Origin of the sequence: Dyella sp. 2YAF14 (assembly GCF_052114725.1) — a bacterium.
Lineage (GTDB): Bacteria > Pseudomonadota > Gammaproteobacteria > Xanthomonadales > Rhodanobacteraceae > Dyella.
Map to the genome: position 1 here is coordinate 84077 of NZ_JBFRFH010000003.1, position 14982 is coordinate 99058.

Annotated in this window: 12 protein-coding genes; 7 read left to right on the plus strand and 5 right to left on the minus strand. The window is 61.3% G+C overall.

Annotated features, from left to right (window positions below; translation table 11 throughout):
* Nucleotides 1-284 precede the first annotated feature (284 nt).
* Complete coding sequence (locus AB4Y82_RS06585; protein ID WP_441603874.1) at nucleotides 285-1238, minus strand: LysR family transcriptional regulator; 954 nt, start codon at nucleotides 1236-1238, stop codon at nucleotides 285-287.
* Nucleotides 1239-1555: 317 nt separating this feature from the next.
* On the opposite strand from AB4Y82_RS06585, the gene AB4Y82_RS06590 reads away from it, so the two are divergent.
* Nucleotides 1556-2767 (plus strand): MFS transporter, encoded by a 1212-nt coding sequence (locus AB4Y82_RS06590; RefSeq protein ID WP_441603873.1) that lies wholly within the window; start codon nucleotides 1556-1558, stop codon nucleotides 2765-2767.
* A 100-nt stretch (nucleotides 2768-2867) separates the two neighbouring features.
* Nucleotides 2868-3740 carry an NAD(P)-dependent oxidoreductase gene (locus tag AB4Y82_RS06595; protein WP_441603872.1) on the plus strand — a complete coding sequence of 291 codons (873 nt, stop codon included), beginning with the start codon at nucleotides 2868-2870 and terminating at the stop codon, nucleotides 3738-3740.
* Between the two features lie 101 nt (nucleotides 3741-3841).
* Here AB4Y82_RS06595 and AB4Y82_RS06600 read toward each other — a convergent pair whose 3' ends face one another.
* From AB4Y82_RS06600 to AB4Y82_RS06610, 3 genes are all read right to left on the minus strand, one after another.
* Nucleotides 3842-5398: a methyl-accepting chemotaxis protein gene (locus AB4Y82_RS06600; RefSeq protein WP_441603871.1), complete on the minus strand. Its 1557-nt coding sequence runs from the start codon at nucleotides 5396-5398 to the stop codon at nucleotides 3842-3844.
* 42 nt (nucleotides 5399-5440) lie between these two features.
* Entirely contained in the window at nucleotides 5441-7078 is a 1638-nt protein-coding gene (locus tag AB4Y82_RS06605; protein ID WP_441611180.1) for a PQQ-dependent sugar dehydrogenase, read from the minus strand.
* A gap of 126 nt (nucleotides 7079-7204) precedes the next feature.
* The gene (locus AB4Y82_RS06610; RefSeq protein ID WP_441603869.1) at nucleotides 7205-8248 is read right to left on the minus strand and encodes an aldo/keto reductase; all 1044 of its coding nucleotides are present in this window, start codon (nucleotides 8246-8248) and stop codon (nucleotides 7205-7207) included.
* A 115-nt stretch (nucleotides 8249-8363) separates the two neighbouring features.
* Between AB4Y82_RS06610 and AB4Y82_RS06615 the strand changes: the two genes are divergently transcribed.
* Nucleotides 8364-9260: a LysR family transcriptional regulator gene (locus AB4Y82_RS06615; RefSeq protein WP_441603868.1), complete on the plus strand. Its 897-nt coding sequence runs from the start codon at nucleotides 8364-8366 to the stop codon at nucleotides 9258-9260.
* A 196-nt stretch (nucleotides 9261-9456) separates the two neighbouring features.
* The gene (locus AB4Y82_RS06620) at nucleotides 9457-9903 is read left to right on the plus strand and encodes a cupin domain-containing protein (RefSeq protein ID WP_441603867.1); all 447 of its coding nucleotides are present in this window, start codon (nucleotides 9457-9459) and stop codon (nucleotides 9901-9903) included.
* Nucleotides 9904-10057: 154 nt separating this feature from the next.
* Here AB4Y82_RS06620 and AB4Y82_RS06625 read toward each other — a convergent pair whose 3' ends face one another.
* Nucleotides 10058-10954 (minus strand): LysR family transcriptional regulator, encoded by an 897-nt coding sequence (locus AB4Y82_RS06625; RefSeq protein ID WP_441603866.1) that lies wholly within the window; start codon nucleotides 10952-10954, stop codon nucleotides 10058-10060.
* A gap of 95 nt (nucleotides 10955-11049) precedes the next feature.
* Between AB4Y82_RS06625 and AB4Y82_RS06630 the strand changes: the two genes are divergently transcribed.
* From AB4Y82_RS06630 to AB4Y82_RS06640, 3 genes are all read left to right on the plus strand, one after another.
* Nucleotides 11050-12144 carry an alkene reductase gene (locus AB4Y82_RS06630; RefSeq protein WP_441611181.1) on the plus strand — a complete coding sequence of 365 codons (1095 nt, stop codon included), beginning with the start codon at nucleotides 11050-11052 and terminating at the stop codon, nucleotides 12142-12144.
* A 44-nt stretch (nucleotides 12145-12188) separates the two neighbouring features.
* A complete protein-coding gene (locus tag AB4Y82_RS06635) occupies nucleotides 12189-12986 on the plus strand; it encodes an SDR family NAD(P)-dependent oxidoreductase (protein WP_441603864.1) in 798 nt (265 codons plus the stop codon).
* Nucleotides 12987-13789: 803 nt separating this feature from the next.
* Nucleotides 13790-14353, plus strand: a complete 564-nt coding sequence (locus AB4Y82_RS06640) for a hypothetical protein (RefSeq protein WP_441603863.1) — start codon at nucleotides 13790-13792, stop codon at nucleotides 14351-14353.
* The last annotated feature ends 629 nt before the right edge of the window (nucleotides 14354-14982 follow it).

Sequence of the window (14982 nt, forward strand, 5' to 3'; positions counted from 1 at the left end):
CTTATGCATGGCAGACCGCAGCGACGTGCATAGCCTTGTAAGAGAGGGCGCTGCACGCGTCACGCACGGCATGCTGCGCGCAAACGTGAACACTGAGAATGCCCTTGTACGCGAATGATTTTTGCGCAAAGGGGAAGGATCGCCACGCGGGCCTCCCATGCACGAGACGATGGCCGCGGCGTGATGCACGTGTTTGAGCGAGCGCATGCTGCGTAGGTCGCGGACGCGAAGAAAGCGGCCCCTTTTAGAACGACGCGCGGGCGGGCGCGCCGTCATTTCTTCCACTACGCTTCTTCGTTGGCGTGCGCATCCATGCGACTCCAGTAAGGAGGCTCGCCGAAGCGCTTTTCGATGAAAGCCAGGAACGCCCGCACTTTCGGAGGGACCACTTTCTTGGGCGGATAGACCCCCCAAATGGCGGGCGTCGGCCCGGCCGCAGCCTGGATATGCCATTCATGAAGCACCGTCACCAGGCGACCCTCGGCGATCGCGTTGCCGGTGAGCCAGGTCGGCAGCAGCGCGATGCCGAGGCCTGCCAGCGCGGCATCGAGCAGGGCCTCCGAATGATTTGCCCGAAACCTGCCATGCACGGCCACCTCCTGGGGTGGCGCGCGCTTGGCGTCGTCCCCAAGGAAGTGCCAGGTATTCCTTGGCTGCAGGGCAAACAGCACGCACTGATGGTCTTCCAGATCACGAGGCTCCTTGATGGCGCCAGAGGTCTGCAAATAGGCGGGGCTGGCCACCAGGGTGCGCCGATGCGGTGCCAGTCGCTTGGCAATCAGTCGAGAGTCGCTCAGCACGCCCATGCGGATGGCAAGATCACAACCGCTGGCGATGAGCTCGACCGTTTCGTCGGCCAGGGTGACGTCGACGCGGATGTCCGGATACTCGGCCATGAAGTCGGCCAGATGCGGCACGATGTGCCGGCAGCCGAACACCACCGGAATATTGAGCCGCAACAGCCCCTGGGGGCGTGCATTGAGCGACGTCGCCGCCAGCCGCGCCTGCGTCAGGTCATCAAGGATGCGTATGACGTTGGCGTGAAAATGGCGGCCCGCTTCCGTGAGATGCAGTGCGCGCGTGGAGCGGTTGAACAAGGAGGCCCCAAGATCGCTCTCCAGTGCGCTGATGTATCGAGAGACGGTGGAGACCTTGATGCCTTCCTCCTCCGCCGCTTTCGAAAAGCTGCCCAGCTCCACGACGTGAGCGAACGCGCGCATGGCAGCGAAGTAATCCACTCTCGTTCCTCTCCGTCGCGTGGGGGCCTGCCCATTTTTGCAAAAATCATTCGCGTCTGCGGGCATTCTCAATGCCTCGGTCCGCGCGCAGTATCAGTGGCGACTGTCAGGCTCCGAGGCCACTTATGAATGATACGTCGCGTTACCCGGAACTCGACCGGCCTCATCAAAAGGCGGTATCGCTGATGCCTTTTGAATCGGGGTCGGCAGCGGCTCAGCGTGAATCTCACGTCATGCTGCATCGTAGTACTTGATTCGACGCCATGCTCTGGGTGCCTAGGCACCCGCTCCCGCTCTTTGCTGCGCACGACTTTCCCATGACTGAATCCTGCTCCGCACCGGTGGTTGGCATGGCTCGCCGCCCCTCCGTGATTGCGCCGATCCTCACTACCGTTGCCTTCACCTTCGCTACCTACTTGACCATCGGCCTGTCGCTGGCAGTGCTGCCAGGTTTCGTGCATGGCACGCTTGGTTTCGGCGCAATGCTGGCGGGACTGGCGATCAGCACCCAATATCTGGCCACCTTGCTCAGCCGTCCCCACGCCGGGCGCATGGCGGACTCGCTCGGACCCAAATACACCGTGCTCGCCGGCCTCTTGCTTTGCGCGGCCAGCGGAGGCTTGCTGTTGCTGGCTGTGCTGCTCTCGCGGCAACCCATCCTGAGTCTGGGCATGATCATGCTGGCGCGGCTGGTGCTTGGCTGCGCCGAAAGTTGCGTGGGAACAGGAGCGATCACCTGGGGCATGGGGCAGGTCGGTCATCAGTACACGGCGCGCGTCATTTCCTGGAACGGCGTGGCTACCTACGGCGGACTCGCGGCGGGTGCACCGCTGGGAGTCACGCTCGCGCATGCCTATGGTTTCTCCGCCATCGGCGCGACGACGCTGGTGCTGATGCTGCTGGCGTTGCCATGGGCCTGCCGCAAGCCCGCCACCGCGATCGTCAGCGGCGAACGCTCGCCATTCCGTGCCGTAGCCGCTCATGTGATTCCCTATGGCGTGGGGCTCGCATTGGGTTCCATCGGCTTCGGTTGCATCGCAACCTTCATCACCTTGTATTTCGCCGCGCACGACTGGACCGGGGCAGCGGCCAGCCTCAGCGTGTTCGGTGCGACGTTTGTCGGTGCGCGCTTCGTGTTTGCCCGCACGATCGACTGGGTGGGCGGCTACAAGGTCGCCATGGCGTCGTTCGCGGTGGAGGCCATCGGCTTGCTGACACTGTGGATGGCCAGCGATGCCCTTGCCGCGGCCGCGGGAGCTGCGATTGCCGGCCTGGGCTTTTCGCTGGTGTTTCCATCGCTTGGCCTGGAAGCCGTGCAGCGCATTCCGGAGCACAGCCGGGGCGCTGCCATCGGCCTGTTCTATGCCTTCCTCGACGTCGCCATGGCCGTGGCCGGCCCGGTCGGCGGCTGGGTCGCCGCTGGCCTGGGCTTCGCCGCCATCTATGGCTTTGCCGCCGGTGCGGCGGTGCTCGGTTTCGCGCTCACGCAGGTGTTGCGTCTGCGTGCCAGACGCATGGCTGCAAATTAGTGCCATGAACGCCAACACGTCGCGGCGATGATGCCAGGCGTGAGTGTGCCGACCACGCTTGATCTGTATGAAAACGTTCGCCCGACGGAGACTATTTCGCATGACTGAAAAAACAACCATCGCAGTCCTGGGCCTTGGCGCCATGGGGCACGCCTTTGCAAGCAATCTGCTCAAGCATGATTTTCCGACGCGTGTGTGGAATCGCAGTCGAGTCCGTGCCGAAAGCCTCTCGGGAGCACAGATTGCCGACACGCCGCGCGAAGCCGCCAAAGGTGCGGGCGTGGTAATTACGATGCTGCCCGACGGCACGATCACCGAAAGCGTGCTGCTCGGTGAGCACGGCGCACTGGCGAGCTTGCCAAAAGGAGCCGTCATCGCGCAGATGGGAACCATCGGTGTCGGGTCGACCATGCATCTGGCCCGAGCGATCCATTCCATTCGCCCTGACATCACGTTTATCGATGCGCCGGTCTCCGGCACGAAGGGACCTGCCGAACAGGGCAAGATAAGAATATTGGCCAGTGGCGATCGTGCATCCGCAAGTGCGATCGAGCCTGCCTTTTCGGCGATTGGCAGTCATACGCAGTGGCTGGGCGAGGTGGGCGCCGGCTCGCGCATGAAGCTCGTCGTCAATGCATGGCTGATCACCATGATGCAGGGCATCGCCGAAGCCACCCGACTGGCCGAGATGCTTGGCTTCACCACGGACGAGTTCTGGTCGGCTCTCGAAGGCGGCCCGCTGGGACCGCCGTATGCCAAGGTCAAACTGGACATGATCAAGGACGGTCGTTTCGATGCGCAGATGGCGCTTGCGTGGGGCGTCAAGGACGCGGGCCTGGCATTGGACGTCGCCAGGGACATCCAGATGCCGGCGCTTGAGCGTATCCACCAGGTATGGTCGGAGGCGGTGGACGCGGGCCTCGGCGAACTGGATATTTCCGCGATCTATCGCCGTCTCGGCAAGCGCGCCTGACAAGCGCAGGGAGTCAAGCGCACGAAGATCATGCTGATCCCAGCAGGCTGAGCTCATGGGGAGGGGAGACTTCACCTCCCCATCCTCGTATCCGTCTGTTGCTAACACGTCGCAGCCAGCCGGAATGCGTCCACCGCTGCCTTCAGTTGCAGGGCCTGGCCATCCAGTGAGCTGGCTGCTGTGGCCGCTTCTTCGACGAGGATCGCGTTCTGCTGGGTCATCCGATCCATCAGGGTCACGGCCTGGTTGACCTGCTCGATGCCGTTGCTCTGTTCCTCCGAGGCGGCGGCAATCTCACCGATGAAGACGGAGACCTGCTTAACGGCCTGCTGGACGTTGCCGATAATCCCGCCGACGTCCGCGGCTTGCATCGAGCCATCCTGGATGATCGCCACGGACGAGCCGATGAGCTCCTTGATCGCTACGGCAGCCGTGGCTGAGCGTTGTGCGAGGCTGCGTACCTCACTGGCTACGACGGCGAAACCACGGCCCAGCGCGCCGGCGTGCGCTGCTTCCACCGAAGCGTTGAGCGCCAGGATATTGGTCTGGAAGGCGATGCCTTCGATCAGGCCAACGATCTCGGAGATCGTCATCGAACTCTCGCTTATCTTGCCCATGGTTTGCACCATGGCTTGCACGGCGTAGTTGCCGGTATCAGCCATTTGCGCAGCGTTCACTGCCAGCGCATTTGCCTGATGCGCATTGGCGGCGTTCTGTTTCACCGTCTGCGTGAGCTGCAACATGCTGGCCGCGGTTTCCTCCAGCGATGCGGCCTGCTGTACGGTGCGCGAGGAGAGCAAGGCGTTGCCAGTCGCTATCTTGTGTGAAGCGACGCTCACCGAGCCTATGGAATCGTGTACGGAGCCGAGCGCCTGCCCGACGCGGTCGACCAGATGATTGAGCGCCGCAGCCGTATGGCCGATTTCATCCATGCGCACGATCCGTGCGCGACAGGTCAGATCCAGCGTGGTGCTGACCTCAAACAGCGCCTCCTGGATGTTGCCGATGCTATGCCCGATGGCACGGATCTGCAGCCAGCCGCACAGACCAGAGGTCGCGCCGCCGATCAGCAGGATGGCCAGCATCGCGATCAGCATGGCCCGGTACGTCGCCATATCCTGCTCGCGCGACGCGGTGATTTCCCGGTCGAGCTCAGGCGAGATTTTCTCCATGTCCTGATACAGCACGAGTCCGTGGGGGCGGGCATCGCTGGTCTCGGCCGCGAACGCCGCTTCGTCGTTGCCGTCGCGCAGCAACCCAAGCACTCGGGAAACTGCCAGCTGGTATGCCTGGTGATCACGCTCGATGGCGGTCGCGATCGGTTTTAGCTTTTCGGTCTTCGGGCTTTGCAGAAACCGGCCAAATTGCCGGTCGATGCCCTGTTGAAGCTTATCGATGAGAGCCAGGCGTTCCTTGCGAAGCACAGGGTCCCTGGAAGACATGGCCTCGGTCATCTGTATCGCCTGGATCAGAGTGCCGCGGTACGAATTTTCAATCGCCTGGCTGGGGGCGACCAGTTGCTCATACAGCTGCGTGGCGCGTTGATCCGCGTCCACGATTCCCTTGATGCCCATGGCGGCGATCACCAGGCAGAGCAGTACGGGCGCAGCAAGAATCATCGCCAGCCGCGTCTTGAGGCTGTGCTTCAGTTGCAACATGAACGTGAGGTTCCATCATGGAGGCGGTTGGAGCGTGCGTGCTTACGGCCTGGGGTAGCTCACACGCCAGATGCTGTTTGACCCGTCATCGCTCACCAGCAAAGAGCCATCGCTGGCAGTGGTGACGCCGACAGGGCGGCCCCACGCCTGGCCGCTTGGCAGTACGAAGCCTGTGAGGAAATCCTGGTACTCACCGGTGGCCCGATCACCGCCGTGGCGTGGGATGCGTATCACTTCGTAGCCCGCGCGTGCCGATCGGTTCCAGGAGCCATGCTCCGCCGCAAAAATATCCTCGCGATAGTCGGCGGGAAATTGCTCGCCCGTGTAGAACATGAGCTGCAGCGATGCACTGTGGGAATTGAGCAGCACGTCCGGCACGATGGCCTTGCTCGCCAGTTCCGGATGCTTGCCGGCGTGGCGCGGGTCCTGGTGGGCGCCCATGTACCACCAGGGCCAGCCGTAGAATCCGCCTTGTTGTACATGCGTGATGTAATCCGGCACGAGGTTGTCGCCCAGTCCATCGCGCTCGTTGACCGAGCACCAGAGCTCGCCGGTTTTCGGATCAACCGCAAGTCCAACGGCGTTGCGTATCCCGTAGGCATAGACCTGCATATCCGAGCCGTCGGGGCGAAACACCAGGATGTCCGCGCGATGCTTCTCTGTTGGCGTCGTGTCGGGGTCGTCGACATTGGTGGCGGAACCCACCGATACATACATGCGCGTGCCGTCGGGGGAGAAGCTCACATCGCGCGTGGCATGCCCGCCGTCGCCATGAGGCAGGTCGACGATAGGTTCGGGCGTTGCTGCTGCCTGCAGATCCCCATCCTTATAGGGCAGGCGCACCACCTGGTCGGTATCGCCGATATAGATCCACTGCGGATGCGGCCCGGCCGGGTAGAACGCGATGCCGAACGGCTTGTTGAGTCCGCTGGCGAAGACGTGGGTTTCCCTGGGATGGCCGTCTGCCGTGATGCCGCGGAACACCGTGATGCGCCCCGCAGCTGTTTCCGCGACGAAGACATCGCCATTGGGTGCGGTACGCAGTAATCGCGGGTTATCCAGGCCGTCGGCAAACAGTTCCACCTTGAATCCCGGTGGGGCCTTGGGCCATGCGTCGGCTGGGCGTGCCACCAGCTGCGGCGCATTGCCGGCAGATGCCGTGGCGTAAGGGGCGGGCAGGTCGGCCACGGTGATCTTGCGGCTGGCGCCCGGCGATTCGTAGCGAAAATCGGTGAACGGCGCCTTGGGTGCGGGCCAGTGGCCAGGTGTCATCGAGGCAGTGGCGACCGACTTGGCAGGGGCGTCGGCGCCGGCTCTCAGCGATTGCACGAAGCTCACCAGATTCCAGCGATCCTGCTCAGGCAGACTGTTCCACGCGGGCATGCCATCGTTGATGTCCCCCTTGCTGATAAACCAGAAGAGGGCGCCTGGCGATGCCTGCTTGACCTTCGTGCCGGTCAGGGACGGCACGTTGCCATTCCCCTGCGCTGATGCACCGTGGCATGCCGCGCAATGCGCGGCATACAGCGCCTTGCCCGCGTCGACGGCGTTTGCCTGGGTGGCGAAAGGGTTGCGCACGTCGTCGACGGATAGCGGTGCGTGATGAAAACGCGCCGCGTCCTCCTGTGCGACAGCAAGAAAGGGAAGGCCGCCACCGATGATCACGCCGAACGCAGCCATGCATGCTGCGAGCTTTGCGACAGGGAAGCGGCGAATGGATACGTGGGACAGGCGATGCATTGGTTCTTCCCCGGTCTTGCCATGAATGGGCGTGGCGCTGGACCCACGCCCGTGGTGTTTCGGGGATTAAGCGACCGGCAAAGTGGGTCCGCTGCCCGCGCCCGTCGTGACGATAGCCTCGGCGATGAAGGCCAGCTCGTCGCGCGTCAGTTGCAGACTAGCGGCTGCAATCCAGCCGTCCACCTGCGCGGCGCTGCGTGCGCCGACGATGGCGCCCGTCACGCCTGGCCATGCCAACGTCCACGCGACGACCACGGCGGCCACCGTGGTCCCGCGTTGCTGTGCGATCGCGCGGAATGTTTCAGCCAGCATGAGGTTGCCGACGAGCTTGTCGCCGGTGAACTCAGCATTGCGCGAGCGCCAGTCGTCTTTGGGCAGTGCTGCAGCGCGTTCCAGCGTGAAACTGCCGGAAAGCAGGCCCGACTGCATCGGGCTGTAGACGATGACGCCGGTCTGATTGGCGTGGCACCAGGGTAGTTCGGCGGCAGCCACGTCGCGGCGAATGGCCGAGAACGGCGGCTGCAGCGTGTCGACATGGCCGAGCACTTCGGCATCGGCCAGTTGCACGGCGTTGTGATTGGAAAGACCGACGGCGCGGACTTTTCCCTCCTGCTTCAGATCGAGCAGCGTTTGCCAATATGCCTCAAGCGGCGTTCCGTCCTTGGCTGGCCAGTGCATCTGATAGAGATCGATGCGCTCGATATCGAGTCGACGCAGCGATGCCTCTACTTCACGTCGGATGCTGGCGGGGGCGCCGACCTGGCGCGGCGACGCCAGTCGATCATGTTCATCCCATACCAGGCCGCACTTGGTGAACACGTAAGGCCGCTGGCTGCGGGGCAAGCCAGCCAAGGCGCGACGCACTACCTCTTCGGAGTGACCCAGCCCGTAGATCGCGGCGGTGTCGATCCAGTTGATGCCACGCGCAACGGCGTGACGAATGGCGGCGATGGAGTCGTTGTCGTCCTGCGCGCCCCAGCCCACTGCCCAGTCGGCGCCACCGATGGCCCATGCACCAAAACCCACCGGTGTGATGAGCATGTCGGTGAGGCCGAGCTGGCGCGTGGGAAGCGGGGCGGCAGAGGTGAGGATGTTGGCGGGGATGGCCATGGGGGAGTCTCCTGAGTAAGGACTGCGTGGAAAGTAGTCCCCGACCAGTCATCGTTCAAATTGAATATTTTGATAGGATTAATCTGTCAAGCAGATGGTGATGACGGAGAGCTCGGTGGAACTGCGGCAGTTGCAACACATGGTGGCCCTCGCCGAGGAACAGCATTTCACTCGCGCCGCACGGCGCGTGAACATCGTGCAGTCGGCGCTCTCTACCTCGATCCGCCAGCTGGAGGCTGAACTCGACGCGCCGCTGTTCGTACGCAACACGCGGCAAGTCAGCCTGACTGCCGCCGGCAAGGTATTTCTCGGCAAGGCAAGGGTTGCGCTGGCAGCCATCGCCGATGCCCGCGACGCAGTGGCCGCCGTGCAGGGTTTGCGACGAGGCACGCTAAGCATCGGCACGATGCAAAGCCTGCCGCCCTTTCTCGATCTGCCGGCAATGATTGAGCGGTTCCACACGCAGTATCCGGATATCGAAGTGAGGCTTTCGCAGGGAGCGTCCTCGGATCTTCTGGCCCTGGTGCGAAGCGGGCGCCTGGATATTGCCTTTGTCCCGGTGGCTGAGCCGCTGGACGACATTGCCACCACGATGATTGCCTGCGACGCGTTGGTAGTGGCCTGCGCGCCAGAGCATCCGTTGGCAGGCCGGAGCAACGTGCCGTTAGCTCAATTGAAGGAATATCCATTCGTCGACTTTGATGTCGAATGGGGAACGCGCAAGCTCATTGATCGCGGCTTTAGGGACGTGGGCATCGAAAGGCATACCGCATTCGAAGTCAGCGATCTGGAAACCTTGGCAGAACTCGTTCGGCGCGGCCTGGGCATAGCGCTGCTCCCCGAATCCGTCGCCCGGTCACGGCTGCCAGCGCTGGGCATTGCCGAACTCGCCGAACCGGAACTGTGTTGGGAGCTTGTAGTGGCATACACGGTTGCGTCATCGGAGCAGCTTCCCACTGATCAGGCGCCGCGGGCATTCCTTGAGCTCTTGGATGAAGCGCGGCCTGTGTAGCGTCATTGGTCTGGATGCTGTGGAATCAGCAGACAGGGCCACAGTCTTGATTTGACAGCCTCTTCACGGCCAGCTTGAGCTTGGCCGCGTCGTCGGCAATTTGCCCTTTTGAGCAAAAAAGAGTTGCGGTAGCGGTGATTCTTGCCGCGGAACAGAAGGCGCACCATGGGAGCAACAATCATCCAAGGAGCGTCACGTGAAATCCAAACTAAAGCTTGGCGGACTGTTTGTCGGACTTGCGATGTTCGCCGCTGGCGCGCATGCGCAGAACGTCGCCTCTGCGCATGCCGATGTATTGGCAAAAAGCGATAGCTCGTGGAACGGCAAGAGGTACACCTCGTACCCAACGGGCGCTCCACAACTAACCGTTCTAAAACTGACCATTCCCGCCAACACTGCCTTGCCATGGCATATCCATCCGATGCCAAACGCAGGCTATGTATTGGCTGGACAGTTGACGATCGAAGATAGAGCGAGCGGCAAGAAGCAGACGTTCAAGGCTGGCGAGGCATTTACAGAGTCCGTGGACGATGTCCATCGCGGGATAAGTGGCAAGGAACCAACAGTTCTTGTCATTACCTACTCGGGAACTGTAGGCATGCCCACGTTCAAGCAAGTGGATGGTGGAAAGCCCGAGTACTGATGGTCTTCAATGAGCCGGAGAAATCGACGTCGGGTCCGCAGGAAGTACCGTCGCCAGCCCATTTGCCTGGTCAACGGGCATATCAATGGAGTAGAGCGGTCGGTATGGACGAACCGTCGTTCGTTGCAGAGCGGAGCAACGAATGACGCAGGAGTCAGGCGTGACGCACGCCTTCCAGACGAGCAGCCATGGCATCAAGAAATAGCCGCACCCGCGTGGGGACGAGTCGATTGGACGGGAAGAGGGCGCAGACGGGGGCGTCCTCGCTACGCCACTCAGGCAGGACGCGGACCAGACGTCCACTCCGCAGGTCGGCTTGAACATCAATCCATGATTTCAGGATCAGTCCGCAGCCAGCGAGCGCCCAGTCCAGCGATACCTCACCGTTATCGCTGCGCAGCCGCGAATCGACACTCACTTCCTGCGTTTCACCGTCGACGCCAAGGAGCCGCCAGGCGACGCGCAAAGCGCCATGGTGAAGGCATTGGTGTTGCGACAGATCGGCTGGGCGCAATGGCGTGCCGTTGGCCTCGAGATACGCTGGTGCTGCCACGATGACACGATGATTGTCCGCGAGCTTGCGCATGACCAGGGCCGAGTCGCGTGGCGTACCAATGCGCACCACCACATCGATGTTCTCATCGATCAGTCCCACCAGCCGGTCCGACAACGACAACTCGACAGCCAGCGCAGGATAGGTCCGCGCCAGTTCGCGACAGACCGGACCCACATGTGCGCGTCCCAGCGCAACGGGTGCACTCACTCGCAGCGTTCCCTGCGGGTCGACGCGGCCATGCGTCAGCGATGCTTCCGCTTCATCCACCTCAGCCAGGATGCGCTGTGCGCGTTCAAACAATTTCGCGCCTTCTTCGGTGAGCGAAAGCTGCCGGGTATTGCGAGTGATCAGCCGGGTATTTGTCTTGCGTTCAAGCGTGGCCAGACGCTTGCTGACCACGCTCAGCGCGAGGTCCATATCGCGGCCCGCTGCCGAAAGGCTGCCCGATAAGGCGATGCGAACGAAGGTGCGGAGTTCAGCGATGTCGTTCAACATGACTATCTCCAAAAAGTGGATTATCCATCCACTTTGTGGTGGATACTCAACAGATTATAGAGGGTCTAGATTGTGCCTGTCCTTAGGAGGCACCCATGAAATCTCCCCTCTTTACCCGCTCGACCCTCGCTGGCCACGCGGTTTCCCATCGAATCGTCATGGCGCCCATGACGCGGGCGCGCAGTGCGCAGCCTGGCGACGTGCCCACGTCGCTAAATGCCCGCTATTACGCCCAACGCGCGTCGGCGGCCCTGATTGTTACCGAGGCTTCGCAGATTTCGCCGCAGGGCAAGGGCTACTCCTTTACCCCCGGCATCTATAGCCCAGAGCAGGTGGCCGGCTGGCGTCTGGTGACGGACGCCGTGCATGCCGAGGGTGGCAAAATCTTCGTTCAGCTCTGGCATGTGGGCCGGATGTCGCACCCCGATTTCCACAACGGTGAGTTGCCGGTCGCGCCCTCCGCTTTGCCCTTCCAGGGGCAGATATGGAAAGTGAATCCGTCGACGGGTCTGGGTGAGATGGTGGATTCGCCGACACCGCGGGCCCTTAGCCGTCGCGAGATCCAAGGGATCGTCGAGGATTTCCGAGCTGCCGCGCGCAACGCCATGGATGCCGGGTTTGACGGTGTGGAAATTCATGGCGCCAACGGCTATCTGGTCGATCAGTTTCTGCGGACGACGTCCAACACGCGCACTGACGAATACGGTGGTACGCGTCAGAATCGTTTGCGCTTTCTGCGTGAAGTCATCAATGCCGTCGCTGGCGAAGTCGGTGCGGAGCGGACCGCGATTCGATTGGCCCCGTTCCTGACGGCACGCGGTATGGCATGCCCCGACATTTTGCCGACCATCTTGGAGGCCGTCGATTTTCTGCAGGCGACGGGCGTCGCCTATCTGCACCTTGTGGAAGCCGATTGGAACGACGCCCCTCAGTTCACTGAAGCATTCCGCCAGCAGATTCGCGCGCGTTTCCGTCGACCCATCATCGTCGCCGGCCATTACGACCTCGAAAAGGCCCATTGGGTACTTGGGCACGGCTACGCGGATTTCGTCGCATTTGGCCATCCGTTCGTGGCAAACCCCGATCTTCCTCACCGTCTTGCCGAGAACATTCCGCTCGCCCCCTTTGAGGGCGAATCGCTGTTCGGTGGCGACGAGCGTGGCTACACCGACTACCAACGTGCCGGTTGAGCTGTCCAAATCCCATTGATTTCTTATTGCCGAGGTACACCTCCATGTTTGCTTACAAGGGTAAGACCGCGCTGATCACCGGCGCGTCCAAAGGGCTAGGTACGGCCTTTGCCAAAGCGCTGGCGGCACGTGGCGCCAACGTCGTCCTGCTGGCGCGATCAACCGAAAGACTGGAGAGCCTCGCGCAGTCCCTGGCAACCCAATACGGGGTGAAATGCATTGCGCTGTCGATTGACCTGACCGCGTCCAATGCGGCGCAACTGGTGGAGAAGGAGCTCGATGCGCGAGGCCTGGTGGTGGATCTGCTCATCAACAACGCGGGACTTGGCCACTCGGGCTCCTTCCTCTCCCATGACCTCCTTGCGGAGCAGGCCAGTGTCCAATTGAACATCCAGGCACTCGTCGGACTTTCACACGCCTTCGGGACTCGCATGGCGACGGCTAAACAGGGCGGCATCATCAATATCGCCTCCAATGCGTCGTTCCAGCCGGTGCCGTATATGGCCGTCTACGCAGCGACGAAAGCCTTTGTTTTGTCCTTTACTGAAGCATTGCGCTACGAACTGGTCGGTGACGGTGTGCAGGTGATGGCGGCATGCCCGGGACCCACGGCCACGAGCTTCTTTGAGGGCACCAAAACCGGCATGAAGGAGAAGAATTTTGATACGGCCGAGTCGGTGGTCGAACGTACATTGGTCGCCTTCGATAAAGGCGAGGCGGTCACTTATCCAGGGCGCTTCAGCGTGCGCGTCGCCACGGTGCTTCCGCGATTCTTTCCGCGAAAGACCGTGGTCCGGCTATCCGGCGCAGCGACACGCGGCATGGGACTCGCCGACGCATAGAGCACGTGCAGGCGCCCAACCTCAATTGGGTGCAATACCGAATGCGAGGCAGGGCGATTAGCCCGTGTTATCGGGGGTAGGGCGCACTCCCATCTGTCCTGGCTAGTGACTACTCCGCCGGTCCGCATTCGCAGCCAACGGGACTCTCGCCGATGAGTCCGGCGCCATGGACATCGTCGTTGAATCGAAGGTGTCCGGCACGGCAGTTGCCCGTGACCTCCAGTTGTTTCGGACCCAAGAGCCCCTTGTCACTGGCCATTTCGCGACTTTGGTCCACCAGCGCCGTAAGAGCCAGCTGCACGTCATGCCGCTCCCTCCGTGGACCAATCTTTGCAGGGGCACGATTGGATTCCAAGGCAGTTATCCGACGCTGAAAACAAAGGCCTACGACTTACGGGCGATTGCTTGTGCAAGGCCTTGCGCCTTGCATGTCCAGGTCCGCGAGCGGCAGTCGGTCACCTTGCGTAGTGCAAGGAGGCCTCGTCCGAGTTTGCGATCATTCGGTCGAGTGCGGGCGGCGGCTTGCATCAAGGATCTTGCTATCAAGCGGTTCCGAGTCGCCGGCGATTTTCGACGCGGGATGCGTAGTTTCCTTGGCCGCGGAGGCCATGCCATGAATGACACACTTATGCTGTGCTCGCTACATACCAAGCCAGTCCATTGCTGAGTCACGGCCTGTAGTACAGGAAGATTGGCTGATAGACGGTGGCTCGTTCGTCAAAGACTGTTCGATACCGCAGTCGAAGGACGAATTCGCGATCCAATGGATGATTTCCGCACCGCTATTGCACCGGGAGGACTACATGAAAGCGAACCAATATCGCGCCCTGGTCCTTGTTGTAGTGGCAGTAAGCGCCGTCGGCGGCGCAATGTATTTGAGTTTGCACCCCTTCGAAACGCTCCGGAATGAAGGCGAGTGGGTCAAAGCGCTCATCCAGGTGGGACTCATCGCGGTCTTAGGTGTCGTGACCACGGGAGTTCTCGAATCCTACAAGGATGGACTGCAGCGAGCTCGAGATCAAAGCAAGATTCGATTCGCGATTCTTGCTGACGTTGGTCGTATCTACATGGACGTCAAGTTAGTCCGTCGTCAGGCTCAAGGCATTGGCTCAATCCAACAAAACGACTCATCGACGCTCAATAAAAGGCAGGTTCGACTAGAGCTCCACAAGCACAACAGCGCGTCGTTCTTCCGTGGCGGGGCGGCCCTTGGGGGCATTCTAGAGCGGATGGAGAAGTACCTAAACAGGGTCGCAAACGAACCCGCTTCCAATGAACGTCAAGGGTTCCTTAGTGATGGTTTCAAAGCTTTCTCCAGAGACTTCCGAGATGCCATGGCAATAATGCAGCGAGACATCGCTGATTAGAAATCAGGAGGAAATCCGCGCTTTCTTCTCGCACCTATCGCCCTAATTCTGATCTGTTTGAGGATTTGTCCGGCTCTTCGTTGCCTAAATCATCTCAACGGGAGACTCGCAGGGAAGTCGATCGTGCTCGACAGGAAGCCAAGCAATGGCAGCAACGGCACGAAGGCGCGGAACGGGTTCAGAGAGATATGGCCGCTGCAATGCAGGGCCAGCTCAATTTAGTCGCCGCCCAGTCGCGTGACCTCGAACAAGAGACTGCGCGGCAAGCTGGCCAGATCGCCGGACTAGAAAAGGCGTTATCGGAAGCCTATGCGGCAGCGGCAAAACCCAAGCGTCCGCTTTCCCCGAAAGCACAGGCGTCCACACGCGCTCGCGCACCAAAGAAGTCGCCGGTAGGGCCAGGCCGCAAATAGCTCGGTGTCAAAAGATGACCGAATAAGCGGACATGACACGATTAGCGGACAAACGACAGAATTAAGAGGACAGCGACAACAGTCGTGCCAATCGCCAGATCCTTCAACAATTTCGCATAATGTATATTATGTAAAATTACAAAATGACCGGCGCCAGCCTGGCCCCTTTGCTGTTGGCTCTCCCCAAGGCCCGCTCCCATCAACCTCCGGCTCCTC

What these genes read in the sequence shown, in the direction of transcription:
- AB4Y82_RS06630 (WP_441611181.1), top strand. Translation starts at nt 11,050, where the DNA reads ATGAAATCTCCCCTCTTTACCCGCTCGACCCTCGCTGGCCACGCGGTT.
- AB4Y82_RS06640 (WP_441603863.1), top strand. Translation starts at nt 13,790, where the DNA reads ATGAAAGCGAACCAATATCGCGCCCTGGTCCTTGTTGTAGTGGCAGTA.
- AB4Y82_RS06595 (WP_441603872.1), top strand. Translation starts at nt 2,868, where the DNA reads ATGACTGAAAAAACAACCATCGCAGTCCTGGGCCTTGGCGCCATGGGG.
- AB4Y82_RS06610 (WP_441603869.1), bottom strand. Translation starts at nt 8,248, where the DNA reads ATGGCCATCCCCGCCAACATCCTCACCTCTGCCGCCCCGCTTCCCACG.
- AB4Y82_RS06625 (WP_441603866.1), bottom strand. Translation starts at nt 10,954, where the DNA reads ATGTTGAACGACATCGCTGAACTCCGCACCTTCGTTCGCATCGCCTTA.
- AB4Y82_RS06590 (WP_441603873.1), top strand. Translation starts at nt 1,556, where the DNA reads ATGACTGAATCCTGCTCCGCACCGGTGGTTGGCATGGCTCGCCGCCCC.
- AB4Y82_RS06635 (WP_441603864.1), top strand. Translation starts at nt 12,189, where the DNA reads ATGTTTGCTTACAAGGGTAAGACCGCGCTGATCACCGGCGCGTCCAAA.
- AB4Y82_RS06600 (WP_441603871.1), bottom strand. Translation starts at nt 5,398, where the DNA reads ATGTTGCAACTGAAGCACAGCCTCAAGACGCGGCTGGCGATGATTCTT.
- AB4Y82_RS06605 (WP_441611180.1), bottom strand. Translation starts at nt 7,078, where the DNA reads ATGGCTGCGTTCGGCGTGATCATCGGTGGCGGCCTTCCCTTTCTTGCT.